Annotated in this window: 20 protein-coding genes; 12 read left to right on the forward strand and 8 right to left on the reverse strand. The window is 69.2% G+C overall.

The genetic code is table 11. The annotated features are described in order from the left end of the window. Positions 1-27: 27 nt before the first annotated feature. Positions 28-828, reverse strand: coding sequence for a crotonase/enoyl-CoA hydratase family protein (locus ACQPYS_RS09425; RefSeq protein ID WP_433492317.1), 801 nt, complete (start codon positions 826-828; stop codon positions 28-30). A 743-nt stretch (positions 829-1,571) separates the two neighbouring features. Here ACQPYS_RS09425 and argC point away from each other — a divergent pair. From argC to ACQPYS_RS09455, 6 genes are read left to right on the forward strand one after another with little or no spacing between them, the layout of a single operon-like run. After that, complete coding sequence (gene argC / locus ACQPYS_RS09430; protein ID WP_431941467.1) at positions 1,572-2,642, forward strand: N-acetyl-gamma-glutamyl-phosphate reductase; 1,071 nt, start codon at positions 1,572-1,574, stop codon at positions 2,640-2,642. Beyond that, entirely contained in the window at positions 2,639-3,850 is a 1,212-nt protein-coding gene (gene argJ / locus ACQPYS_RS09435; protein WP_431941468.1) for a bifunctional glutamate N-acetyltransferase/amino-acid acetyltransferase ArgJ, read from the forward strand. Before argC ends, argJ begins: the two co-directional genes overlap by 4 nt. Continuing rightward, entirely contained in the window at positions 3,847-4,761 is a 915-nt protein-coding gene (gene argB, locus ACQPYS_RS09440) for an acetylglutamate kinase (protein WP_431941469.1), read from the forward strand. Before argJ ends, argB begins: the two co-directional genes overlap by 4 nt. Beyond that, positions 4,758-5,957 carry an acetylornithine transaminase gene (locus ACQPYS_RS09445; protein ID WP_063042616.1) on the forward strand — a complete coding sequence of 400 codons (1,200 nt, stop codon included), beginning with the start codon at positions 4,758-4,760 and terminating at the stop codon, positions 5,955-5,957. Before argB ends, ACQPYS_RS09445 begins: the two co-directional genes overlap by 4 nt. Next, positions 5,954-6,919: an ornithine carbamoyltransferase gene (argF, locus tag ACQPYS_RS09450; protein WP_433492318.1), complete on the forward strand. Its 966-nt coding sequence runs from the start codon at positions 5,954-5,956 to the stop codon at positions 6,917-6,919. The genes ACQPYS_RS09445 and argF overlap by 4 nt, the downstream gene beginning before the upstream one ends. Further along, positions 6,916-7,425 (forward strand): arginine repressor, encoded by a 510-nt coding sequence (locus ACQPYS_RS09455; RefSeq protein ID WP_063042612.1) that lies wholly within the window; start codon positions 6,916-6,918, stop codon positions 7,423-7,425. The genes argF and ACQPYS_RS09455 overlap by 4 nt, the downstream gene beginning before the upstream one ends. A 24-nt stretch (positions 7,426-7,449) precedes the next feature. On the opposite strand, the gene ACQPYS_RS09460 is transcribed toward ACQPYS_RS09455, so the two are convergent. Beyond that, positions 7,450-8,916 carry a serine/threonine-protein kinase gene (locus ACQPYS_RS09460; RefSeq protein WP_433492319.1) on the reverse strand — a complete coding sequence of 489 codons (1,467 nt, stop codon included), beginning with the start codon at positions 8,914-8,916 and terminating at the stop codon, positions 7,450-7,452. Positions 8,917-9,008: 92 nt separating this feature from the next. Then, a complete protein-coding gene (locus ACQPYS_RS09465) occupies positions 9,009-9,155 on the reverse strand; it encodes a hypothetical protein (RefSeq protein WP_169811993.1) in 147 nt (48 codons plus the stop codon). 300 nt (positions 9,156-9,455) lie between these two features. Here ACQPYS_RS09465 and ACQPYS_RS09470 point away from each other — a divergent pair, with 300 nt between their 5' ends. Beyond that, the gene (locus ACQPYS_RS09470) at positions 9,456-10,658 is read left to right on the forward strand and encodes an argininosuccinate synthase (protein ID WP_431941472.1); all 1,203 of its coding nucleotides are present in this window, start codon (positions 9,456-9,458) and stop codon (positions 10,656-10,658) included. 39 nt (positions 10,659-10,697) lie between these two features. After that, positions 10,698-12,107 (forward strand): argininosuccinate lyase, encoded by a 1,410-nt coding sequence (argH, locus tag ACQPYS_RS09475; RefSeq protein ID WP_245664828.1) that lies wholly within the window; start codon positions 10,698-10,700, stop codon positions 12,105-12,107. 528 nt (positions 12,108-12,635) lie between these two features. On the opposite strand, the gene idi is transcribed toward argH, so the two are convergent. Next, entirely contained in the window at positions 12,636-13,217 is a 582-nt protein-coding gene (gene idi, locus ACQPYS_RS09480) for an isopentenyl-diphosphate Delta-isomerase (protein ID WP_245664827.1), read from the reverse strand. A 166-nt stretch (positions 13,218-13,383) separates the two neighbouring features. Here idi and ACQPYS_RS09485 point away from each other — a divergent pair, with 166 nt between their 5' ends. Beyond that, entirely contained in the window at positions 13,384-16,320 is a 2,937-nt protein-coding gene (locus tag ACQPYS_RS09485) for an AMP-binding protein (protein WP_433492320.1), read from the forward strand. Between the two features lie 19 nt (positions 16,321-16,339). Here the strand turns inward: ACQPYS_RS09485 and rffA are convergent, their stop codons facing one another. Then, positions 16,340-17,476 carry a dTDP-4-amino-4,6-dideoxygalactose transaminase gene (gene rffA / locus ACQPYS_RS09490; protein ID WP_063042602.1) on the reverse strand — a complete coding sequence of 379 codons (1,137 nt, stop codon included), beginning with the start codon at positions 17,474-17,476 and terminating at the stop codon, positions 16,340-16,342. Beyond that, a complete protein-coding gene (locus ACQPYS_RS09495) occupies positions 17,473-18,627 on the reverse strand; it encodes a glycosyltransferase (protein WP_084481809.1) in 1,155 nt (384 codons plus the stop codon). Before ACQPYS_RS09495 ends, rffA begins: the two co-directional genes overlap by 4 nt. A 166-nt stretch (positions 18,628-18,793) precedes the next feature. Between ACQPYS_RS09495 and ACQPYS_RS09500 the strand changes: the two genes are divergently transcribed. Genes ACQPYS_RS09500 through ACQPYS_RS09510 form a run of 3 tightly spaced genes read left to right on the forward strand, consistent with a single transcriptional unit; the run spans position 18,794 to position 21,860 of the window. Then, positions 18,794-21,157, forward strand: coding sequence for a hypothetical protein (locus tag ACQPYS_RS09500; RefSeq protein WP_433492321.1), 2,364 nt, complete (start codon positions 18,794-18,796; stop codon positions 21,155-21,157). Then, positions 21,154-21,624, forward strand: a complete 471-nt coding sequence (locus ACQPYS_RS09505; RefSeq protein WP_431941477.1) for a GtrA family protein — start codon at positions 21,154-21,156, stop codon at positions 21,622-21,624. The genes ACQPYS_RS09500 and ACQPYS_RS09505 overlap by 4 nt, the downstream gene beginning before the upstream one ends. Positions 21,625-21,629: 5 nt before the next feature. Beyond that, positions 21,630-21,860 carry a Trm112 family protein gene (locus ACQPYS_RS09510; protein ID WP_063042600.1) on the forward strand — a complete coding sequence of 77 codons (231 nt, stop codon included), beginning with the start codon at positions 21,630-21,632 and terminating at the stop codon, positions 21,858-21,860. A gap of 9 nt (positions 21,861-21,869) precedes the next feature. Here the strand turns inward: ACQPYS_RS09510 and ACQPYS_RS09515 are convergent, their stop codons facing one another. Continuing rightward, positions 21,870-22,514 (reverse strand): TetR family transcriptional regulator, encoded by a 645-nt coding sequence (locus tag ACQPYS_RS09515; protein ID WP_433492322.1) that lies wholly within the window; start codon positions 22,512-22,514, stop codon positions 21,870-21,872. Further along, a complete protein-coding gene (locus ACQPYS_RS09520) occupies positions 22,511-23,302 on the reverse strand; it encodes an ABC transporter permease (RefSeq protein ID WP_433493006.1) in 792 nt (263 codons plus the stop codon). Before ACQPYS_RS09520 ends, ACQPYS_RS09515 begins: the two co-directional genes overlap by 4 nt. Positions 23,303-23,324 lie beyond the last annotated feature (22 nt).

Raw genomic sequence — 23,324 nt, forward strand, 5'->3', positions numbered from 1 at the left:
GCCGGGCCGGTGCCGACCGGCCGGTCGTCACTGCCCGGTGAACCGAGGCGTGCGCCGCTCCAGCATGGCGCCGACGGCTTCGTCGTGATCGGCGGTGTGGTGGGTGAGGGCCTGCATCGCCGCGGAGAGTTCCAGCAGCGTTTCCAGACTCTGCTGCTGGCCCTCGCGCAACAGCCGTTTGGTCATCCGCAGCGCGTGCGGTGGATTGACCGCGATCTCGGCGGCGAGCCGGTGGGCGGTCTCGAGTAGCCGGTCGGGTTCGACGACCTCGTTGACCATTCCCCAGTCGAGCGCGGTGGCGGCGTCGATGGCGGCTCCGGTGAACGCCAGCTGGCTGGCGCGGGCCATCCCCACCGCCCGCGGCAGCAGCCAGGCGCCGCCGTCGCCGGGAATGAGGCCCAGGCGGACGAAACTTTCCGCGAAGGTGGCGGTGGTGGCGGCGATCCGCATATCGCACATGAGGGCGAGGTCGCAGCCCGCGCCGATGGCCGGGCCGTTCACCGCGGCGATGGTGGGGATCTCGCAGTGGTACAGCGCCTTGGGGATGCGCTGGATACCGTGCCGATAGCCCTGGCGCAGGTCGGCCGGGGCGCCGCCGAACATACCGGCCTTGTCCCGCATGTGTTTGATATTGCCGCCGGCGCTGAATGCGGTCCCCGCTCCGGTGAGGATTGCCACCCGGATCGAATGGTCGCGGTCGGCGGCCCGGACCGCGTTCTCCAGGGCCTCGATCGTCGCCTCGTCGGAGATCGGGTTGCGCTGCTCGGGATTGTCGATGGTCCAGACGACGACGTCGCCGGTGCGCTCCACGCGCACGGGTGCGGTCACGGTAACTCCTCGGGCCACGGTGCTGGGGTCTTCGGCAACAATGCCCGACCGGTTCGGGTGGGGTGAGTGCGAGGTGCGGTTCGGCGCGGCAGCCCGGGCCTCCGCGGGGTGCCCGGCTTCTCGCATGGGTGGGTCGCCGGGAGCTGCCGGGCCCGGCCCGTTCCGGTGGTTGCGCTCATGCGCCAGCCGCGCGGTGAGGCCGACGAGGGTGCGGGTGCGTGACTCGAGCTGTGCGAGTGAGGTGCCGAGTTCGCTGTCCGGGGCCGTGGTGAGGTCGCAGGAGAGCAGTGCGTCGACGGCCTGTTCCAGGGCGCCGAGCCGGTCTCAAAGCCTGCCGTTCGAACACATGTTCTAATGTTAACCAATCGTGGCAGCGGTCCGCCGAGGCGGCGGACCGCTGTTGGAGCGTATCGACGGCGCTGATGCCGGTCGGTGAGTCGCTTCCCAGGTCTTCCTGGGTGGAAAGATATGCGCCGAGACCCAGGGTCCGGTGGAGGTGCCGGATGATGGGATCGATCAGTCGGGCGGAGGGTGGTCGGTCGGCGCATCGGGCTCGCACCTGCCTTCGGATGATTCCCTGTCCCTGTCCCTGTCCCTGTCCCTGTCCCTGTCCCTGTCCCTGTCCCTGTCCCTGTCCCTGTCCCTGTCCCTGTCCCTGTCCCTGTCCTGGGTTGCCGGAATTCGCAGAGCGGACGCGGGGACCGGTTTGTGAATGAGCTTGCATGGTCGTGCATAATCATCACATGGCTGATCTCACGGATGTGCCCGACCGGAACGGACCACTGCGCGTGGCCGTCGCCGGTGCCAGCGGTTACGCGGGCGGGGAAGTGCTGCGTCTGTTGCTGGGGCATCCGGAGTACCGAGCCGGGCGCCTCGAGATCGGGGCGCTGACCGCCGGTAACAACGCGGGCACCGCCCTGGGCGCACTGCAGCCGCAGCTGCTGCCGCTGGCGGACCGGATCCTCGCCCCGACCACCGCCGCCGAACTGGCCGGCCACGACATCGTGTTCCTCGGACTGCCGCACGGGCAGTCGGCGGCACTGGCGGCCGAGCTACCGGAATCCACGGTGATCATCGACTGCGGTGCCGATTTCCGGCTCTCCGATCCGGCCGCCTGGGACCGCTACTATGGCGGGCCCCATGCGGGGAGCTGGCCGTACGGTCTGCCGGAACTCCCCGGGGCGCGGGAGTCGTTGCGGGGTGCCACCCGGATCGCGGTCCCCGGCTGCTATCCGACGGTCAGCAGTCTGGCGCTGGCGCCCGCGGTCGCCGCGGGCATCGTCGAGCCGACGGTGCATATCGTCGCCGTCAGCGGCACTTCCGGGGCGGGCCGCAAACTCGATGCCGGTCTGCTCGGATCCGAGGTCATGGGGTCCGCGCGGGCCTACGGAGTGGCCGGTGCGCACCGGCACACCCCGGAGATCACGCAGAACCTGTCGGCGGTCGCCGATGCGCCGGTCCGGGTGTCGTTCACCCCGGTGCTCGCGCCCATGCCGCGCGGAATTCTCGCCACCTGCACCGCGCCGGTGCGGGTGGCCGCGGCCGAGGCACGCGCCGTCTACGAGAAGGCCTACGCCGACGAGCCCTTCGTGCATCTGCTGCCCGAGGGCGTCCTGCCCCAGACCGGATCGGTGCTGGGCGCAAACTCCGTCACGCTGCAGGTCGCCGTGGACACCGACGCGGGCCTGCTCGTGGTGATCGGCGCGATCGACAATCTGACCAAGGGCACCGCCGGCGGCGCGGTGCAGTCCATGAATCTCGCGCTCGGCTTCGACGAGAGCGCCGGGCTGTCCACCGTAGGAGTGGCACCGTGACCATCGACAAGAACGGAAACCTCGTGCACAACCAGGGCGTCACCGCACCACTGGGCTTCCGGGCCGCCGGGATCGCCGCGGGTATCAAGGCCAAGGGTGGCCCCGATCTCGCGCTCGTCTTCAACGAGGGCCCCGACTACGCGGCGGCCGGCGTGTTCACCAGCAACAAGGTGAAAGCCGCGCCGGTGCTGTGGTCGCAGCAGGTCCTGAAGGGCGGACGGCTGCGCGCGGTGATCCTGAACTCCGGCGGGGCCAATGCCTGCACCGGGCCCGAGGGCTTCCAGGACACCCATCGCACCGCCGAGGAACTCGCCGCGGCACTGAGCAACTGGGGCACCGAAACCGGAGCCGGGGAGATCGCGGTGTGTTCCACCGGCCTCATCGGCGACCGGCTGCCGATGGACAAACTCTTGCCCGCGGTCACCGATATCGTGCACGAGATGGGCGGCGGGATGTCCGGCGGTACCGATGCCGCGCACGCCATCATGACCACCGACACCGTGCCGAAGGAAGCGTCCCTGCACCACCCGGACAAGTGGAACGTCGGCGGCATGGCCAAGGGCGCGGGCATGCTGGCCCCCGGTCTGGCGACGCTGCTGGTCGTGCTGACCACCGATGCCGTGGTGAGCGCCGGACAACTCGACACCGCGCTGCGGCGGGCCACCCGGCTCACCTTCGACCGCCTCGACGTGGACGGCGCCATGTCCACCAACGACACTGTCCTGCTGCTGGCCAACGGCGCCAGCGAGGTCACGCCCACCCAGGACGAACTGGACGCGGCCGTGCTCGCGGTCTGCGACGATCTGGCCGGGCAGCTGATGGCCGACGCCGAAGGTGCCACCAAGCGGGTGCTCGTCACGGTGGAGGGCGCGCGCAGTGAGGACGACGCACTGGTCGCGGCCCGGATCATCGCCCGGGACAGCCTGGTCAAGACCGCTATGTTCGGCTCCGACCCGAATTGGGGGCGGGTGCTGGCCGCGGTGGGCACCGCGCCCATCGATCTGGACCCGGATCTGATCTCGGTGTCGTTCAACGGTTTCCCGGTCTGCGTCGACGGTACGGGCGCGCCCGGCGCGCGCGAGGTCGACCTGTCCGGCGCCGATATCCATGTGGTCGTCGATCTGCGGCTGGGCGACGGCACCGCCACGGTCCGCACCACCGATCTGTCCCACGGCTACGTCGAAGAGAACTCGGCCTACAGCTCATGACCGACGCGCTGCACGAACTGTCCGCGCTGCACAAAGCTCATACTCTCGCCGGTGCGCTGCCCTGGCTGCAGAAATTCCGCGACAAGATCGTGGTCGTGAAATATGGCGGCAACGCCATGATCGATGACGGCCTCAAAACGGCCTTCGCCGCCGATATGGCCTTCCTGCGCACCGTCGGTGTGCATCCGGTGGTGGTGCACGGGGGCGGGCCACAGATCTCGGCCATGCTGAAACGCCTGGGTCTCACCGGGGAGTTCCGCGGCGGGTTCCGGGTCACCACACCGGAGGTGATGGATGTGGTCCGGATGGTGCTGTTCGGTCAGGTCGGCCGGGAACTGGTCGGGCTGATCAACGCGCACGGGCCCTACGCCGTCGGGATCTCCGGTGAGGACGCCCGGCTGTTCACCGCGACCCGCCGCACGGTGTTCGTGGACGGGGCGGCCACCGATATCGGACTGGTCGGCGATGTCACCGATGTGCACCCGGATTCGGTACTCGACCTCATCCGCGCGGGCCGGATCCCGGTGGTGTCCACCATCGCCCCCGACGCCGACGGCGTGGTGCACAACATCAACGCCGACACCGCGGCCGCCGCGCTGGCCGAAGGAATCGGCGCCGAGAAACTGGTGGTGCTCACCGATGTCGAGGGCCTGTATACGAATTGGCCCGACCGCTCCTCGCTGACCAGTGTGATCGATACCGACGCGCTGGCCGACCTGCTGCCGTCGCTGGACGCGGGGATGGTCCCCAAAATGGAGGCATGTCTGCGCGCGGTCCGCGGTGGCGTATCGGGCGCGCACGTCATCGACGGTCGCGTACCCCATTCGGTACTGCTGGAACTTTTCACCGGGGAGGGAATCGGAACCATGGTCACACCGCCGGCGAACGAGGAAGACGGAGTCAGAGCATGAGCACTGCGGAACTGCGGCAACGTTGGTCGAATGTGATGATGCGCAACTACGCCACCCCGGAGGTCGTGCTGACCCGGGGCACCGGCGCGGTGGTGTACGACGCGGACGGCAACCGCTACGTCGATTTCGTGGGCGGAATCGCGGTCAACAGCCTCGGTCACGCGCACCACGCCATCCTGAACGCGGTGATGGACCAGCTCGGCACGCTCGGTCACGTCTCGAACCTGTACGGCAGCGAACCGGTGATCGAGCTCGCCGAACGGCTGCTCGGGCATTTCGGTGACGGGGACGGTCGCGCCTTCTTCTGCAACTCCGGCACCGAGGCCAACGAGGCGGCCTTCAAACTGGCCCGGCTCACCGGTCGCCGCAAGATCATCGCCTGTGACGAGGCGTTCCACGGCCGTACCATGGGCGCGCTCGCCCTCACCGGTCAGCCGTCCAAGCGCGCGCCGTTCGAACCCATGCCGCCCGGCGTGGTGCATATCCCCTACGGCGACGCGCGGATCCTGGAACGCGCGGTCGATGCGGATACGGCCGCGGTCTTCCTCGAGCCGATGCTCGGCGAGAGCGGTGTGGTGGTACCGCCGATGGACTATCTGGTGCGGGCCCGGGAGATCACCGCGCGCGCCGGGGCGCTGCTGATTCTGGACGAGGTCCAGACCGGTATCGGCCGCACCGGCAGAATGTTCGCGCACCAGTCGTTCGGTATCACCCCCGATGTCATCACCCTCGCCAAGGGGCTCGGTGCGGGACTGCCGATCGGTGCGGTTCTGGCCACCGGGCCGGCGGCCGAACTGTTCACGCCCGGTATGCACGGCACCACCTTCGGCGGTAACCCGGTCTGCGCGGCCGCGGCCTTGGCCGTGCTGCGCACGCTCGAGGAGGACGGGCTGCTCGAACACGTCGAATCGGTGGGTAAGCGGCTCAGCGACGGGATCGCGGTGCTCGAGCATCCGTTGATCGCCGATGTACGCGGAGCCGGCCTGCTGATCGGGATCGGGCTGACCGCTCCGGTGGCGCCTCGGGTCGAGGCCCGCGCGCGGGCCGCCGGTTATCTGGTGAACCCGGCCAAACCCGATGTGATCCGGTTGGCGCCGCCGCTGGTGCTCACCGAAACCCAGGCCGACAATCTCGTGCTGGATCTTCCGGCGATCCTCGACGAGGTACTGGCCGAAACGAAAGGACCGCGCGGATGACCGCCTCCCTACAACCGGCCACCGCTGTCCGGCATTTCCTGCGTGACGATGACCTGACCCCCGCGGAACAGACCGAGGTACTGGCGCTGGCCGCCGAACTGAAGAAGAGCCCGTTCGCGCGCCGGCCGCTGGAGGGACCGCGCGGCGTCGGGGTGATCTTCGACAAGAACTCCACCCGCACCCGGTTCTCCTTCGAACTGGGTATCGCCCAGCTCGGTGGGCACGCGATCGTGGTGGACGGGCAGACCACCCAGCTCGGACGTGACGAAACACTGGCCGATACCGGGCGGGTCCTGTCGCGTTATGTCGAGGCCGTCGTCTGGCGGACCTTCGGTCAGCAGCGGCTCGAGGAGATGGCGTCCACCGCCACAGTTCCGGTGGTCAACGCGTTGTCCGACGAGTTCCATCCCTGCCAGGTGTTGGCCGATCTGCTCACCATCACCGAGCACAAGGGCGGTCTGCGCGGTCTGCGGCTGGCCTATTTCGGTGACGGGGCCAACAATATGGCCCATTCGCTGCTGCTGGGCGGGGTCACCGCCGGACTGCACGTCCGGATCGCCGCCCCCGCGGATTTCCTCCCGGCCCCCGCGGTGGTCGAGGCCGCCGAGGCCCGCGCCGCCGAGACCGGCGGCAGCATCGTCGTCACCGAGGACCCGTGGATCGCGGCCGCCGGTGCCGATGTACTGGTCACCGATACCTGGACCTCCATGGGGCAGGAGAGCGACGGACTGGACCGGGTCGGCCCGTTCCGCCCGTACCAGGTGAACACCGAATTGCTGTCCCGGGCCGGTGCCGACGCCATCGTGCTGCACTGCCTGCCCGCGCACCGCGGCGAGGAGATCACCGACGAGGTGCTCGACGGACCGCAGAGTGTGGTCTGGGACGAGGCCGAGAACCGGCTGCATGCGCAGAAGGCGCTGCTGGTGTGGCTGCTGGCACGCGAGGGCGCGCGACGACGATGAGTGAGGCCCGGATACATTCCGCGGGACCGGTCACCGCCGCCACCCGCGCCGGTCGGCAGTCGCGGATCATCGCGCTGCTGGCCGCGCATCCGGTGCGCAGCCAGACCGAGCTCGCCACCCTCCTCGCGGCGGAGGGGATCGAGACCACCCAGGCGACACTGTCGCGTGATCTGGACGAACTGGGCGCGGTGAAACTCCGGGCCGCCGACGGTGGCGCCGGGGTGTACGTGGTGCCGGAAGACGGTAGCCCGGTGCGCGGCGTCACCGGTGGCACCGGGCGGTTGGCCAAACTGCTCGGTGATCTGCTGGTCTCCACTGATTCCAGCGGTAATATCGCGGTTCTGCGCACGCCGCCCGGCGCCGCGCATTTCCTCGCGAGCGCCCTGGATCGGGCGGCGCTGCCCTATATCGTCGGCACGATCGCCGGGGACGACACCATCGCGGTGATCGCGCGTGAGCCCCTCACCGGCGCCGAACTGGCCGCGAAGATCGAAGATCTCGCCTGACCCGTACGGCCCCGGACTCGGCGGTCAGTATCTGGGGCCGCCGGCTCGCTCGGATGTGCGATACGCCAGCCACCGACCGGTGGCACGTGACGCGGCACCGACGAACGCGACCGCCGACAACATCAGCACCGGGCCGGTGAACGCCAGGACGGCCGGCTCGCGCGTGGCGACGGCGGCCACCGACCCGGCGATCGCCGACAGCACGCCGATCACCGAGCTCACCAGCGTCAGCACGCGTCCCGATCGTCTGCCTGCCAGCAACAGTAGGCCGGCGGCGATCCACAGCAGGGAAACGACCCCGGTGAACAACAGCGCGACCGTCGAGTAGACGAGATCCGCGCGCCCGGCGGGAGTGCCCTGGGCGACCGCCCGGGCCGTCTCCACCAGTCCGACACAGAAGACGATCACCGGGAACACCGCGACGAGCAGCGTCGCGAGACCGGCGGTGACGGCGGTCCCGCGGCCCGGTTTCGCTCCGGGTGCCTGCGGCCACGACCGGGCGACCGGCGGGCGCGGATCGGTCACCACCCGCTGCTGCGCCGGCCGCGGTTGTGGCCGGGAGACGTGGCCCGCGCGGAAGTCCGGCGGAGTGGGGGCCGGCGCCGGCTGTGCGACCGGTGCCGGGGTCGCCGGGGTCACCGCCGGGGCCGCGGTATGCCTGCCCTCCAGTGCCTCGCGGACTGCGGTGATGAATTCGCCGCAGCTGCGAAACCGTTCGTCGCGCTGTTTGGCCATCGCCCGAGCCACCGGCGCGTCGACGGCGGTGGGCAGGTCGGGGCGCATGGCGGTGAGTCGCGGCGGTGGTTGCGAGATATGCCCCATCACCACCTGGCCGGGATTCGTGGCGGCGTACGGGGGCCGGCCGGCGAGCACCGCGAACAGGGTGCAGGCCAGCGAGTATTGATCCGATCGGTGATCGACCGCCGCGCCCGACAACTGCTCCGGGGAGCCGTAGGCGAGGGTGGCGGTGAACGCCCCGGTGGCCGTGAGTTTCGTATTGGCGTCGGTGAGCCGCGCGATACCGAAATCGGTCAGCACCGCGTGGGATTCACGCAGCGCTTCGGCATCGGCGATGAGAATATTGGCCGGTTTCACATCCCGGTGCAGCACGCCCCGGCTGTGCGCGTAGTCGAGTGCCGTCGCGGTCTCGCCGAGCAATCGGATCGCGGTCGCCGGCGGATGGGCGCGGGCGTCCCAGGTCGCCGCGTCGGTACCCCGGATGTATTGCATGGCGATCCACAGGTGTCCGTCGTCGGTGCCGCGGTCGAACACTCCGACGATTCCCGGATGCTCCAGCCGGGCGACGACATCGGCTTCCAGCTCGAACCGGCGGGTGAGTTCGATATCGGTACTCACCTCCCGGTTCAGCAGCTTCAACGCGACACTGCGCGGTAGCCGCGGATGGCGGGCGAGATACACCGTCCCCATGCCGCCCTGTCCCAGGACCCCTTCGATGCGGTATCCGGCGAAGGTCGTGCCCACCCCCAGCACCGCCGCTCCTTCCGCTCCCGTCCGAACGCCGTGACGCTACCGTACTTTCGCACGCGGGACCCGGAGGGGGAGTTGCCGGGTATCGGCGGCGCTCAGTGGTTGTTCACCAGGTCCTGCAGGAGCGGGGTGGCCATCTCGATACCCGATTTGCCGAGGCTCAGGGCAGCGTTCCCGAGGGTGACCACGTAGTAACCGATCGTCTCGTAGTTGTCCTGCGCCCACTGCTGCAACGTCTGCACGGTTCGTCCTCCTCTGCCTGTCGAGCGCCGGGCGATGTGATCAGCGTCTCATAGGGCGGGTGGGCGGGGAAGAGGGGAGCGCGGATCGCAATCGATCCCGGGCTCGGCATACTGCCTGGTCGCGGCGGTAGCCACCCCGATTATGAATGAGATTGCATCATCGTGCATAATCATTTGTGGCGGCGGTGTGAGAGCCGAGCCGGCAACGGGCCAGCATACTGCTGAAAAGACGGCGGGCCGAGCACGCAGAACATCACCCACCGAACATCATCCGCACCATCATCCGAGGAGCACCAGAACATGTCCGAACGCGTCGTACTCGCCTACTCCGGTGGGCTGGACACCTCCGTGGCCATCAGCTGGATCGGCAAGGAGACCGGCGCCGAGGTCGTGGCCGTGGCCATCGACCTGGGGCAGGGCGGTGAGGATATGAACGTGGTGCGTCAGCGCGCGCTCGACTGCGGCGCCGTCGAAGCGGTCGTCGTGGACGCCCGTGACGAGTTCGCCGACGAGTACTGCCTGCCCACTATCCAGGCCAACGCGCTCTACCAGGGCGAATACCCGCTGGTTTCGGCGATCAGCCGCCCGCTCATCGTCAAGCATCTGGTGGAGGCCGCCAAGTTCCACGGTGCGGACACCGTGGCGCACGGCTGCACCGGTAAGGGCAACGATCAGGTCCGCTTCGAGGTCGGCATCGGCGCCCTGGCCCCCGACCTCAATGTGATCGCCCCGGTCCGCGACTATGCCTGGACCCGGGAGAAGGCCATCGCCTTCGCCGAGGAGAACAAGCTCCCGATCAATGTCACCAAGAAGTCGCCCTTCTCCATCGACCAGAATGTCTGGGGCCGCGCGGTCGAGACCGGGTTCCTCGAGGATCTCTGGAACGCCCCCACCAAGGATGTCTACGACTACACCACCGACCCGACCGTGAACTTCGAGGCGCCCGACGAACTCATCGTCACCTTCGAACGCGGTATCCCGGTCGCCATCGACGGACGCCAGGTCAGCGTGCTCGAGGCGATCACCGAACTGAACAGCCGCGCGGGGCGGCAGGGCGTGGGCCGGCTCGATATGGTCGAGGACCGGCTCGTCGGTATCAAAAGCCGCGAGATCTACGAGGCCCCCGGCGCCATCGCGCTGATCACCGCGCACCGCGCGCTCGAGAACGTGACCCTGGAGCGGGAGCTGGGCCGCTATAAGCGGCAGGTCGAGCAGCGCTGGGGCGAGCTGGCCTACGACGGCCTGTGGTTCTCGCCGCTGAAGCGGGCGCTGGACGCCTTCGTCGCGGAGACTCAGCAGCATGTATCCGGCGATATCCGGATGGTGCTGCACGCCGGGAACGTCACGATCAACGGCCGTCGCAGCGACCAGTCGCTCTACGACTTCAACCTGGCCACCTACGACGAGGGCGACAGTTTCGACCAGTCGCTGGCCAAGGGTTTCGTGCAGATCCACGGTCTGTCCTCCAAGGTCGCGGCCAAGCGGGATCTGAACCAGAAGTAACGCGCAGCCGGTACAGCCGACCGAGACGTGGGAGAGGTAGTGAGCACCAACGAAGGCGCGTTGTGGGGTGGGCGGTTCGCCTCCGGTCCCGCCGAAGCGATGGCGGCGCTGAGCAAATCGACCCAGTTCGACTGGGCGCTGGCACCGTACGATATCCGCGCGTCCAAGGCGCACGCCCGAGTGCTGAACAAGGCCGGGCTGCTCTCGGAGAGCGATTTGAGTGCCATGCTCGCCGGCCTGGACCGGCTGGCCGCCGATGTCGAGTCCGGCGCCTTCGCGCCCGCGGAATCGGACGAGGACGTGCACGGCGCACTCGAGCGCGGACTCATCGAGCGGGTCGGCCCGGAGCTCGGCGGGCGGTTGCGCGCCGGACGTTCCCGCAACGACCAGGTCGCCACGCTGTTCCGGATGTGGCTGCGGGACGCGGTACGGCGTATCGCGGCCGGGTTGGTGACGGTGGTGGACGCCCTCGCCGACCAGGCCGCGGCGCATCCGGGCGCGGTGATGCCGGGCAAAACCCATCTGCAGGCGGCGCAACCGGTACTGCTGGCGCACCATCTGCTCGCCCACGCGCATCCGCTGATACGCGATATCGACCGGCTGCGTGATTTCGACAAGCGGGCCGCGATTTCGCCGTACGGGTCCGGTGCGCTCGCCGGGTCCTCACTCGGCCTCGATCCCGAGGCCATCGCGGCCGAACTCGGGTTCACCGCCGCGGCCGCCAATTCCATCGATGCCACTTCGGCCCGGGATTTCGCGGCCGAGGCCGCCTTCGTCCTGGCGATGATCGGAGTGGACCTCAGCCGGATGGCCGAGGAGATCATCCTGTGGAGTACGCCGGAATTCGGCTACATCACCCTGGCCGACGCCTGGTCGACCGGTTCGTCGATCATGCCGCAGAAGAAGAACCCGGACGTCTCCGAACTCACCCGCGGTAAAGCGGGCCGGTTGATCGGCAACCTCACCGGGCTCCTCGCCACCCTGAAGGCCCAGCCGCTGGCCTACAACCGGGATCTGCAGGAGGACAAAGAACCGCTGTTCGACTCGGTGGCCCAGCTGGAACTGCTGCTGCCGGCCATCGCCGGCCTGGTCTCCACGCTCACGTTCCACACCGGCCGGATGGCCGAGCTGGCACCCGCCGGTTTCACCCTGGCGACCGATATCGCCGAATGGATGGTCCGGCACGGGGTGCCGTTCCGGGTCGCGCACGAAGCGGCCGGTGCCTGTGTGCGGACCGCCGAGGCGCGGGGCGTCGGACTGGACGAACTGACCGACGAAGAGTTCGCGGCGATAGATCCGGCGCTCACTCCGCAGGTCCGTGCGGTGCTGACGGTGGCCGGCTCCGTCGCGTCGCGTAACGCCCGCGGTGGGACGGCAGGGGAGCGGGTCACCGAACAGCTCGGCGAGATTCGCGCGGCCGCCGACAATGTCCGGCGCTGGCTGGACTGATCCGGCGTCGGGGCGGGGCCCGGCCGCGCAGACCGGCCGGGCCGGTCCGGCCGGTGCGGTAACACCGTCCCGGGTACGCGCGGGCCGGCCACTCGGCTGCCGGTGTCGGCCTCGGGGCCGTTCCGCAATGGGTTACAGCGAAGACATCCCCGGTATCCACTGCGAATGATTCAACTACTCAGATATGCGCATCTATCTATGGAAATCTGAACCGGAGCACGACCAACCGGAGCTTCCGGTCAGAACGCTCCGCGACGAGCGAGTGCGCATTCGGGTCCGAGGGCATCCGGCACGGTCGCATACCGAACAACCTCGCGGCCCGGCGAGGAGACGGCGTGAAGAGATAGGGATAACGGCTGGTCGCCGTCGACCGATGAAGTCGGCATGGAATTCGTACTGGTCGCACTCGCGGTGGCTTATATAGCTGTTTCCGATTTTCTCGGCGGTATCGCGCAGGCGTTCGGCTCGGCCGGGATGTAGAAAACCATGATGTCGTCGACGACCTCCGCTGCAGTGCCGGCAGCCGGCTCAGGCCGGCACCTGCGGCCCGGCGGCGGCGATCTCCAGTACTCCGGCGAGCCAGGGGCTGAACCGCTCCGGGTCCTCCTGTAGCCGGGCGCGCAACTCGTCCGGGCACACCCAGCGGTAGTCGGCGACCTCGGCCGGGTCCGGCTCCGGTCGCGCATCGTCGAGCACGCCCACCAGCACGTGATCCCATTCGTCCTCGACGAACCCGGTGCGCGGGTCACCCGCCCGGTAGCTGTAGACACCGACCTCGGTCAGCGGTACACGCAGACCCATCTCTTCGACCAATCTTGTTCCGGCCGCCTCGGCGACGGGAACGCCGGGGGCGGGATGGCCGCAGCAGGTATTCGACCAGCGCGCGGGAAACCGCGTCTTACCGGGCGCGCGCTGCTGGAGCAGCGTCCGGCCCGCGGTGTCGAAGATCAGCACCGAGAAAGCCCGGTGCGGGCGCCCGGGGGCGCGGTGGGCCTCGGCCACCGGACACGAGCCGACCGTGTTGCCGGCGGAGTCCACCAGTTCGACGGGCAGTGTTTCCCGGTCGGTGATGGCGGCCGGACGGGCCGGCGGGAGGGTCGGGTCGGTCACGATCCTCAGCCTATCGGCGCGGGCGTGGGAGTTCCGCCGAGGTGCCGGGTACATGATGTAGATGTCACAACGGGCCTCACGGGTACGGGGTGCGATATGGCAGGCTTTGTGCATACCGCAGCGTTTGTGAGGTATGCCATGCCACAGGTAGGGCTGGGAGCGGAACGTGAAGTTGAGTGTGCGAGGTCTGGCGGGGTCGGCGCGACGGGTGATGTCCACCGCGCAGAACGGGCTCGAGGTGATCCGCTTCGGCGGACTGGGCAGGGATACCGAGTCCTCGCCGTTCGAGGTCGCCGAGCGGCGGCCCATGTACCGCCTGCGCCACTACTTCCCCGCGGCCCCCAACGGAGGCCCGGTGGTGCTGTTCGTGCCACCGCTCATGGTCAATGCCGATATCTGGGACGTCAACGGCGACGACGGCGCGGTCGGCATTCTGCACCGCAGCGGGATCGACTGCTGGGTCGTCGATTTCGGTTCCCCGTCGGTGGAGGAGGGCGGCTGGAAACGAGATCTCGCCGATCATGTGCTCGCGGTGAACAACGCGATCGATACGGTCTGCGCCGCGACCGGCCGCGATGTGCACCTGATGGGGTATTCGCAGGGCGGTATGTTCGCGTACCAGACCGCGGCCTTCCGGGCGAGCAAGGGGATCGCGAGCATTGTGACCTTCGGCAGTCCGGTCGATATCGTGGCCGGGATGCCGCTGGGCCTACCGCATGCGGCGGTATCGGACCTGGTGGATTTCGCCGCCGACCATGTCGTGCCCCGGCTGCCGATCACCGACCGGATGGTGCGAATCGGGTTCCAGCTCCTCGACCCGGTGAAGACCGCCAAGGCCCGGATCGATTTCCTGCGCCAGCTACACGACCGCGAAGCACTGCTGCCGAAGGAACGACAGCGGCGCTTCCTGACCAATGAGGGCTGGATCGGCTACGCCGGGCCCGCCGCGGCCGATCTGCTCAAACAGTTCGTCGTGCACAACCGCATGATGCTGGGCGGTTTCGTCATCCGCGATCAGCCGATTTCCTTGGCCGACCTGAAATGTCCGATCCTGGCCTTCCTCGGCGAGGTCGACGAGATCGGCCAGCCCGCGGCGGTACGCGGGATCGTGCGGGCCGCGCCGCGGGCGGAGGTCTACGAGTCGACACTGGTCTCGGGTCATTTCGGTCTCGTCGCGGGATCGGTCGCCGGCAAGTTCACCTGGCCTCAGGTGCGCGATTGGGTGGGCTGGGTCGAGGGTGGTAACGCACTGCCGGAACAGATCGTGCCGATGACCGATCATGTCGCCGAGGGGGCGCCCCGTACCGTCCTGCGGCGTGCGGTGCACACCGCGGCCGCGCTTGCCGAGGCCGGCGCCGAGATGGGGCGCACGCTCGAACACCTGGCCGCGAATACGCTGCGGGGATCGGTGGGCGTGGTCGAGGGCGCGGCGCGCACGCTGCCCAGGCTGACCCGTCTGGGCACGATCGAATCGACGACCCGGATCTCCATCGGCCGGCTGCTGACCGAACAGGCCCGCCGGTCGCCGCGCGGCGAATGCTTTCTCTTCGACGACCGGGTGCACACCAATGCCGCTGTCGATATCCGGATCGACAATGTGGTGCGCGGCCTGATCTCGGTCGGGATCCGGCCCGCGACCCGGGTCGGTGTGGTGATGGAGACCCGGCCCAGCGCGCTGGTGACTCTGGCGGCTTTGTCGCGTCTCGGTGCTGTCGCGGTGCTCATGGCACCCGAGAGCGATCTGACCACCGCCCTCGCACAGACCGGGACCACGGTGCTGGTCTCGGACCCGGAGAATGTGGGTCACGCCGTCGCCACCGGGGCTCGGGTATTCGTCCTCGGTGGCGGTGACGCCCGCGGCCTGGCGGTACCCGCGGGCACCGATGTCGTAGATCTCGAACAGATCGATCCCGAGCAGGTTCGGGTGCCGGGCTGGTACCGCCCCAACCCGGGACGCGCGCGGGAACTGGCGTTCATCCTGGTCGCCGGGGTCGGTGACCGGCTCGACATCAAATACATCACCAACCACCGGTGGGCCCTGTCGGCGTTCGGTACCGCCTCCGCGGCCGACCTCGACAACAAGGACACGGTGTACTGCCTGGCGCCGCTGCACCATTCGTCCGGGCTGCTGGTGAGCCTGGGCGGAGCCATTGCCGGCGGGAGCCGGATCGCGCTGGCCCGATCCCTGGACCCGGGCCGTTTCGCCGAAGAAGTCCACCGCTACGGGGTCACGGTCGTGACGTACACGTGGACGATGCTGCGCGATATTCTCGACGCGGACGTGTTCCCGGAGGGACACGCGCATCCCATTCGGCTGTTCATCGGGTCCGGGATGCCCGCCGGTCTGTGGCGGCGCACCGTCGAACAGTTCGCGCCGGCCCGGGTGCTCGAGTTCTATGCCTCGATCGAGGGCGATGTGGTGCTGGCGAATGTGCCGGGGGTGAAATTCGGCTGCAAGGGTCGGCCGGTGCCGGGGACCGCGCGCGTGGAACTGGTGGCCTACGACCCGGTCTCCGGCCGGGTCCAGGTCGACGACAACGGGTACGCCCGGCGCTGCGCCGACAATGAGGTCGGGCTGCTGATCGGTTCGGCCGGGGCGAGCGTGGACCTGTCGCTGGGCGGTTTGCGCGGTGTCTTCGACCCCGAGGACTCCTGGCTGCCCACCGAGAACCTCTTCCGGCGCGACAGCGACGGCGATTACTGGCTGGTCGACCGTATCGACACGGTCATCCGGACCCGCCGCGGCCCGGTGTTCACCCAGCCGATCGTGGATGTGCTCAACGATATCGCCGCCGTCGATATGGAGGTGGCCTACGCCTTGCCCGCGGGTGACCGGGTGCTCGCCGTCGCGGCGGTGAGCGTACGACGGGGGTTCCGCCTCGAACCCGGCGATATCACCGAGGCTCTACGCTCGCTGGCGCCCGACCAGCGCCCCGATGTCGTCCATGTCGTCGACGATATTCCGCGCAGCCCGTCGTTCCGGCCGTCTGCGCATGCGGTCGAAGCGGCGGGCGGGCCGCGGCCGGGCCCGCTCACCTGGTGGTACGAGCCGGAGTCCGAGAGTTACGAGGTACACACCGAGAACGGTCCCGACAGGCTGTGACCGGCCGGCCGCGTCCGGTTCAGCACCGGTACGCGGTGACGGCGTCGAGTACCCGGTGGATCTGTTCCCGGGTGAGCATAGGCCACAGCGGTAACCGGAGGATGCTCGCCGCGAACCGGGCGCTGCGGGTGCACGGATAGGGCGTCCGCCCGTATTTGAGCCCCGCCGCGCTCGAGTCGAGCGGTACATAATGGAACGGCGCCACGATTCCGCGATCGGCGAGGTGGCGGATGAGGCCGTCGCGGGCGTCTTCGGTCGGCATTCGCAGATAGAACAGGTGCGCGGTATGGCGTCGGTCCGGCGGCACCGACATCGGTGTCACCCCGTACTCGGCCGCCCAGGAACCCAGTCCGGCCGCGTAGGTGTGCCACACGCGGTGTCGCGCGCGCTGAATGGTGTGGAATTCGGCGAGCTGGGCGTCGAGGACGGCGGCATTGAGTTCGCTGGGCAGATAACTGGACCCGATGTCCTGCCAGGAGTATTTATCCACCTGACCGCGCAGGAATCGGGCGCGATCGGTGCCCTTCTCCCGGATGATCTCGGCGCGGCCCATCAGGATGTCGTCGGAGAGCAGCAATGCGCCACCTTCGCCGCAGTGCACATTCTTGGTGTCGTGGAAACTCTGGGTGCCCAGCGTGCCGAGGGTGCCGAGCGCACGCCCCCGCCAGGTACCGCCCAGTCCGTGGGCGTTGTCCTCGATGAGCGCGAGACCGTGCCGGTCGGCCAGGTGTTGCAGTGCGGCCATATCGGCGGCCACTCCGCCGTAGTGCATGACCACGATCGCCTTGGTGTGGTCGGTGATCGCCGCGGCGGCGGCCTGCGGGTCGATATTGCCGGTGGTGCTGTCGATATCGACGAATACACAGGTCGCGCCGTGGACCGCGAAGGCCGCGGCGGTGGAGGTGAAGGCGAAACTCGGCACGATAACCTCGTCGCCGGGCCCCAGCTCGAGCAGGAGCGCGGCCAGTTCCAGCGCGTGGGTACAGGAGGTGGTCAGCAGCACGTGCCGGGCGCCGGTGATCGCGGCGAGCTTCGCGGTGGCCGCGGCGGTGAACGGGCCGTCACCGTGACAGTGATCGGAATCGAGTACGGCGGTCACATTCGACAGTTCCGCAGCCGACCGATAGGGCCGGCTGAAGATGATGCGCCCGCTCACCTCGCTGCCGCCTCGGCGGGCCGGTGCCCGGCCGCGGCCGTCCTCTCCTCCGGTGGCCGGGGCGTCGGGGATGCCACCGTCAGATACAGCGGTTTGCCGACCAGGATGTGCAGGACAACCCCGAGGTATTCGGCGATGAGGCCGAGCGAGAACAACACCGCCCCCGAGCACAGCAGCAGCACCACGATAATGGAGGCCCAGCCCTCCGGGTCCGCGTCGTCGCCGGTCAGCGCGGTATAGATGATCACGCCGGCCAGTACCGCCCCGGCCAGCGCCAGCGTCACACCGAGCAGGCTCACCAGCCTCAGTCCGCGGGTTCCGGTGCACAGCACCATCTTCCAGAACAGCGAGAACAGGCGCCGGTAGTCGTACCCGGATTCGGTGCGGCCCTCGGTACGCAACAGCACGGGGACCGTTGCCGTCCGGCCAACGACCCAGGTCAGCGCGACATCGAGGTAGGCGCCGTTGGCCGCGACCTCGGCGAGCCGGCGCCCGATATCGCCGCGGATCAGCCGGAAGCTCTCGAAGCGGGTGGAGGCGGGGAAGGCGAACAGTGTGGCCAGTACCAGTTTCGCGCCGCGCGAGGTGAGGTTGCGCAGCGGGCCGTGCGGCCGGGTGTTGGTGGGCCGTGAGTAGACCAGGTCGGCGCGTTCGCGATACGCCGCGTCCAGGAACTCGGCGAGACAGGCCGGGTCGTGCTGCCCGTCCTCGTCCATGGTGACGACCCAGCGTCCCCGGGCGGCGGCCAACCCGGCGATGGTGGCCGCGTCCTGTCCGTAGTTGCGGCTCAACCAGATCACCCGGACCTGCGGGTATTCGCGGGCCAGCCGCTGGAGTACGAGATCGGAGCGATCGGGGCCGTGATCGTGGACCAGCACGATCTCCGCGACGCGGAAGCCGATCCCGCCGGGGGTCGTGGTGGGTACGCCCAGCGTGTCCAGTTCCCGCACGAGGGCGGCGACGGTCTGTTCGCCGCGGTACACCGGGACCACAACCGAAATACCGCACACCCCGGGCGAATCGGATTCGTAGGCCGGGGGCGGGTGGTCGGTGCCGGGGCGTGGGGCCGCGGTGGCGAGTTCGGGGACGGAGCGGGCCGCCGGTGGCCGATCGGCGGTCCGGGCGGACGCGAAGCTGGGAGAAAACGGCATTGGCGAGATCGACTTTCGACGGTGGATAACGCGTGCCGGGTCTCGATGACGCTGGTGAGCCCGAGAAATGCGAACTCTAGCAGGTGCGGTGCGGACGATGCGGGCAGATCCGAATGCGCGTCGTTCCGGTCGTGGAACCCGCTGCGGGCGGTAGGGTCTGGGACCCGTGGCGGATGGTCGAGCCGAGAGTCGGCGGGATGTGGTCCGGTGGGGTCTGGTGTGCGCGGCGGGGGTGCTCGCCGCCTATCTCGCTGTCCTGTCGGCGAATTCCCGGCACTTCTATACCGACGACACCGAGTCCCAGTACGCGCCGCTGTGGGTGATGACCGGCCGTGCCCTGCGGGAGGGGAGGTTCCCGGTACTGGTGCCGGAGAACTGGCTGGCCGGCAACTACGCGATCGAGGAGACCGGTCTGCTCAATCCGCCGCAACTGCTGATCGATCTGCTCGCGGTCTCGGTGGACGATCTCGCGCTGTACGCGACGCTGGTGAAACTGCTGTTCGCGGTCGTGCTGGGACTCGGCGTCTACCGGGTCTGCCTGGTCTACGGCGGCCGCCCGGCCTGGTCCGCGGTGGCCGGGGTGGCCTTCCCCTGCAGCGGTTTCCTGCTGTTCTTCGACGCCGCCAGCTGGATGACCGCGTTCACCGGAACCGCCTGGCTCGTGCACGCCTGGGCGTCGGGTGTGCGCTACGCCCGCGGCCGCGACGGACCCGTCCCGGTTTTCGTCTTTCTCTACCTGACGATCTCGGTGCAATACGTTTTTCCCGCGGTGGAAGCGGCAGTGCTGTTCGCCACCGTGCTAATCGGCGAATTCGTGTACCGGCGGCAGTGGGCGCCGGTGTTCCGGCTCGCCCTGGTGGCCGGGTGTGCGGCGGCGGCCGGTTTGGCGACCTACCTACCGAGTCTGCTCACCGCGGATGTCACCTGGCGCGGCGCATCGGAGATCCACAACGATCAGTTCCTGACCGTGCCCTGGTCGGAATCGCTGAACGCCAGCCTGCCCAGCACATTGCCTGCCTTCACCTCCTGGTGGGGATATGTGCAGCCGCTGCCCATGGTCTATATCGCCTGGTTCCTGGTCCCGGCGCTGGCTTTCGTCGACTGGAAACGGGCCGTGGACGCGGCGCGGGAGCTGAGCGGGCCCGCCTTGTTCGCCGTGGTGACCCTGCTGTGGACCGCCGGGCCCGGGACCATGGGCCCGCTGCGCTGGCCGGCCCGGGTACTGCCGATGGTCGCGCTGGCGCTGCTGGTGCTGGTGTGCGTCCTGCTCGGCCGGTTCGGCACGGTCGCCGGAACCCGCCGACGCGGTATCGCTGCCGCGATACTGGTCGTCCTGCTGCTGGCGCGTTCCGCCGCGGCCGCGCCGGAGCAGGCGCTCGGTCACCTGATGGCCGCGGCCGGGGTGAGTGCGCTGGGAGCGGTCGTGGTGTGGTCGGGACGGACCCGCGGGCGGGCCGCGGCCTGTCTGCTCACGCTGGCCGCGGTGACGCCGATCGCCTACCTCCAGGTGCACGCGGCCCAGCCCACGCCAATGAGCTGGAATCTGCCCACGAAACGGTCGGAGATGAAGGCGGCCTTCCCCGACTTCCCGGGTACCACCCTGCAACTGGGCGACCGGGCGCTGATCGCCCCCGGCGAACGCACCCTCGACGGCGCCTACGGTTCGCTGGCCTTCGGTAACTACGCGAAGAACCTGGAGGCCGACTATGTGGGCGGCTACACCCCCAACGGTCACTTCTATTTCGGTCATCTGCTGTGTATGCGCTGGGATGTCAGCGTCTGCCCCGACGCCTACCGGCGGGCCTTCGCGCCGGAACCCGAAACCGGGCGGCCCCTGGTGGATCTGATGCTGGTCGACCGCGTGGTCCTCCAGCGTGCGCTGTTCCCCGGGGCCCGGGAACAGTCCGCGCCCGCGGGCTGGAAGTGGGTGGATTATCCGGGGCACGAGCAGTACATCGTGGTGCTCGAACGCGAAACCGGCCCGGTATCGGGGCGCACCGGCCGGGTGGCCCACACCGACGGTGTCACCGCCGGCGCCGCCGTCGAATCGGATACCACCAGCCGGGTCCGGGTCGATTCGCCCGCCGGTGGCCGGATCGTGTTCGCGCGGCTGGGCTGGCCGGGGTACCGTGCCCATCTGGACGGTCGGCAGCTCCCGATCGATGTGGTCGCGGACAGTTTCGTCGCCGTGGATATCCCACCCGGCACCCGCGGGGGCGAACTGGAACTCACCTGGCGTCCGCCCGGCTGGAAGATCGGCGCCGCGCTTGCGGCAGCCGGACTGCTCGGTCTCGCGGTCCTGGCGACCGACCACCGCCACCGACGTCGTACCCACCAGCCCGCTGCGCCATCCGCCGATCCGGCTGCGCCATCCGCCGATCCGGCTGCGCCATCCGCCGATCCGGCTGCGCCACCCGCTGACCCGGTCGCTTCTCCCGACGATCCGACGGATCCGCCCGCCGACCCGGCTGCCCCGCCGCCCGCCGGCCCGGTGGCCGGCGAACCGGGTCCTGTCGCCGCACGCCTGTGAACGAATCCGCCGGACACCAGACCACCCCGCGCGACAGTGTGCTCGCGGAACCCGCCGACCCGGGACCCCTACTCCGGCTCGTGCGTCGGCAGGAACTCGCCTTCGCGGTCGTCGGCGCCGCGAACACAGCGATGGGAATCGGCCTGACCGTCTGGTGGCTGTGGCTGCTCGGTACCGCCGTGCCGCCCTCGGTGGCGGTGGCCGCCGCCTACGCCACCGGCGTCGGAATCGCCTTCGTACTGCACCGCAACCTCGTGTTCCGGGTCCGCGGCCGGATCCTGCGGGATTTCGTCGCGTTCGTGGCCGTCAACAGCGGCGGACTGGTAGCCAACGCGCTGCTGCTCGAACTCGCGGTCACCGTGCTCGGATTTCCCCGGGCACCGGCCGCGGTCGTGGTGATGGGCACGGTCGCGGTCGGCAGCTATTTCGGCCACCGCTCTATCTCGTTCCGCCGACCGGTAGGTTGAAGCCCATGTCGGAGGAAACCATTCTGGACCCCACCCTGCTGAGTCTGCTGGCGTGCCCGCAGGACAAAGGTCGGTTGCATCTGGTGCGCGCCGCCGACGGCGCGGATCTGCTGTACAACCCGCGGCTGCGCCTGGCCTACCCGATCGACAGCGGTATCCCGGTGCTGCTCGCCGACGAGGCCCGCCCGGTCGACGACGCCGAGCACACCGATTTCGCCCGCCAGTACGGGGAGTGACGCCCCGGGTCAGGACTCACCGGCGGCGGTCGAGTCCTGACCCAGATCCCCGGTGAGGTAGCGCTGCACCGTGGGTCCGACGGCCGCGACCAGCTGCGGCAGCGGCAGTCCACTCACCGGCTGCAGCGCCAGGATCTTCCGGGAGATCACCAACCCCGCCATCTGGGAAGCGGCCAACGCCACCCGGAGCCGGCCGTCGTCGGTATCGGTCGCGATGCGCTGCCGCACCCGCTCCAGCACCACCGACAGGAGAAAATCGCGAGCCAGCGAGGTATCTCCGCTCGCCACCAGACTGCGCACCAGCGCCACCGCCCCGGCGCCGGCCGGGGAATCCCACAGCCCCACCACCGCTGCGACAATGGTCTCGCCGAGCCGGTCCAGTGGTACCGCGTCCACCTGCCGCAGCACGATCTCCGGGTCCACCGGGAGTTCCACCACCGCGGCGAACAACTGTTGTTTGGTCCCGAAATAGTGGTGTACCAGCGCTGGATCCACCTCGGCGTCCGCGGCGACCGCCCGGATGGAGGTCTTGTCGAACCCGGATTTCGCGAACCGTTCCCGGGCGGCGGCGAGAATCGTGTCCCGCGTTCCGGACCGGCCGGGCCGCCGACCCGGCCGAATCGGACGGGAGCCGTCGGGTGCGGCCGCACTCATGCGGTACGACGGCGTAGCGTGGCCGCACCCAGGCACAGGGCCACCGTCGCGAACGCCGCGACGATCGCCAGATCCCGCCACATCAACCCGGTCGGGTCGGTGTGCACCGAGACCTCGTGCAGCGCGTCGACCGCATAACTGAGCGGCATGACATTGCTGATCACCTCCAGCCAGCCCGGCAGCTGGGCCCGGGGCACCAGCAGGCCGCACAGGAAGATCTGAGGCGCCGCCAGCAGCGGCATGAACTGCACCGCCTGGAATTCCGTCCGGGCGAACGCACTGCACAGCAGCCCCAACGCGACCCCCAGCACCGCGTCCACCATCGCGATCAGCACGACCCATCCGGGGTTCCCGGCGGCGCCCAGGCCCAGCAGGCCGAACGACACCAGGCAGGCCACCGCGGCCTGGGCGGCGGCCGCCAGGGAGAATGCGGTGCCGTATCCGCCGAGCAGGTCGAGTTTGCTCAGCGGTGTGGTGAGCAGTCGTTCCAGTGTTCCGGAGGTGCGCTCGCGCTGCATGGCGATCGCGGTGATCAGGAACATCACGATGAACGGCAGAATGCCGAGCATGCTGATCCCGATGCGGTCGAACGGGGTCGTGGCCTGCATGGGCGGGGTGGGGACGTCCCGGTAGATGAAGTAGAGCAGGGCCATCAGCAGGGCCGGTACCACCAGGGTCATCGCGACCGTCCAGTGATCGTTGCGCAGCTGCCGCAGAATCCGGGTGGTCGTGGCCAGATACGCCCTGCCAGGGCGGGGTCCACTCGAATAGTGCCCACCCGACCCCATCGGGCCGGTGTCCGGGATCGCG

Origin of the sequence: Nocardia grenadensis (assembly GCF_050942415.1) — a bacterium.
GTDB lineage: Bacteria > Actinomycetota > Actinomycetes > Mycobacteriales > Mycobacteriaceae > Nocardia > Nocardia grenadensis.

Coding starts and splice junctions, on each gene's coding strand:
- argB (WP_431941469.1), top strand. CDS start 3,847: ATGACCGACGCGCTGCACGAACTGTCCGCGCTGCACAAAGCTCATACT.
- ACQPYS_RS09515 (WP_433492322.1), bottom strand. CDS start 22,514: ATGAGTGCGGCCGCACCCGACGGCTCCCGTCCGATTCGGCCGGGTCGG.
- ACQPYS_RS09520 (WP_433493006.1), bottom strand. CDS start 23,302: ATGGGGTCGGGTGGGCACTATTCGAGTGGACCCCGCCCTGGCAGGGCG.
- ACQPYS_RS09445 (WP_063042616.1), top strand. CDS start 4,758: ATGAGCACTGCGGAACTGCGGCAACGTTGGTCGAATGTGATGATGCGC.
- ACQPYS_RS09470 (WP_431941472.1), top strand. CDS start 9,456: ATGTCCGAACGCGTCGTACTCGCCTACTCCGGTGGGCTGGACACCTCC.
- argC (WP_431941467.1), top strand. CDS start 1,572: ATGGCTGATCTCACGGATGTGCCCGACCGGAACGGACCACTGCGCGTG.
- argF (WP_433492318.1), top strand. CDS start 5,954: ATGACCGCCTCCCTACAACCGGCCACCGCTGTCCGGCATTTCCTGCGT.
- ACQPYS_RS09455 (WP_063042612.1), top strand. CDS start 6,916: ATGAGTGAGGCCCGGATACATTCCGCGGGACCGGTCACCGCCGCCACC.
- ACQPYS_RS09510 (WP_063042600.1), top strand. CDS start 21,630: ATGTCGGAGGAAACCATTCTGGACCCCACCCTGCTGAGTCTGCTGGCG.
- ACQPYS_RS09495 (WP_084481809.1), bottom strand. CDS start 18,627: ATGCCGTTTTCTCCCAGCTTCGCGTCCGCCCGGACCGCCGATCGGCCA.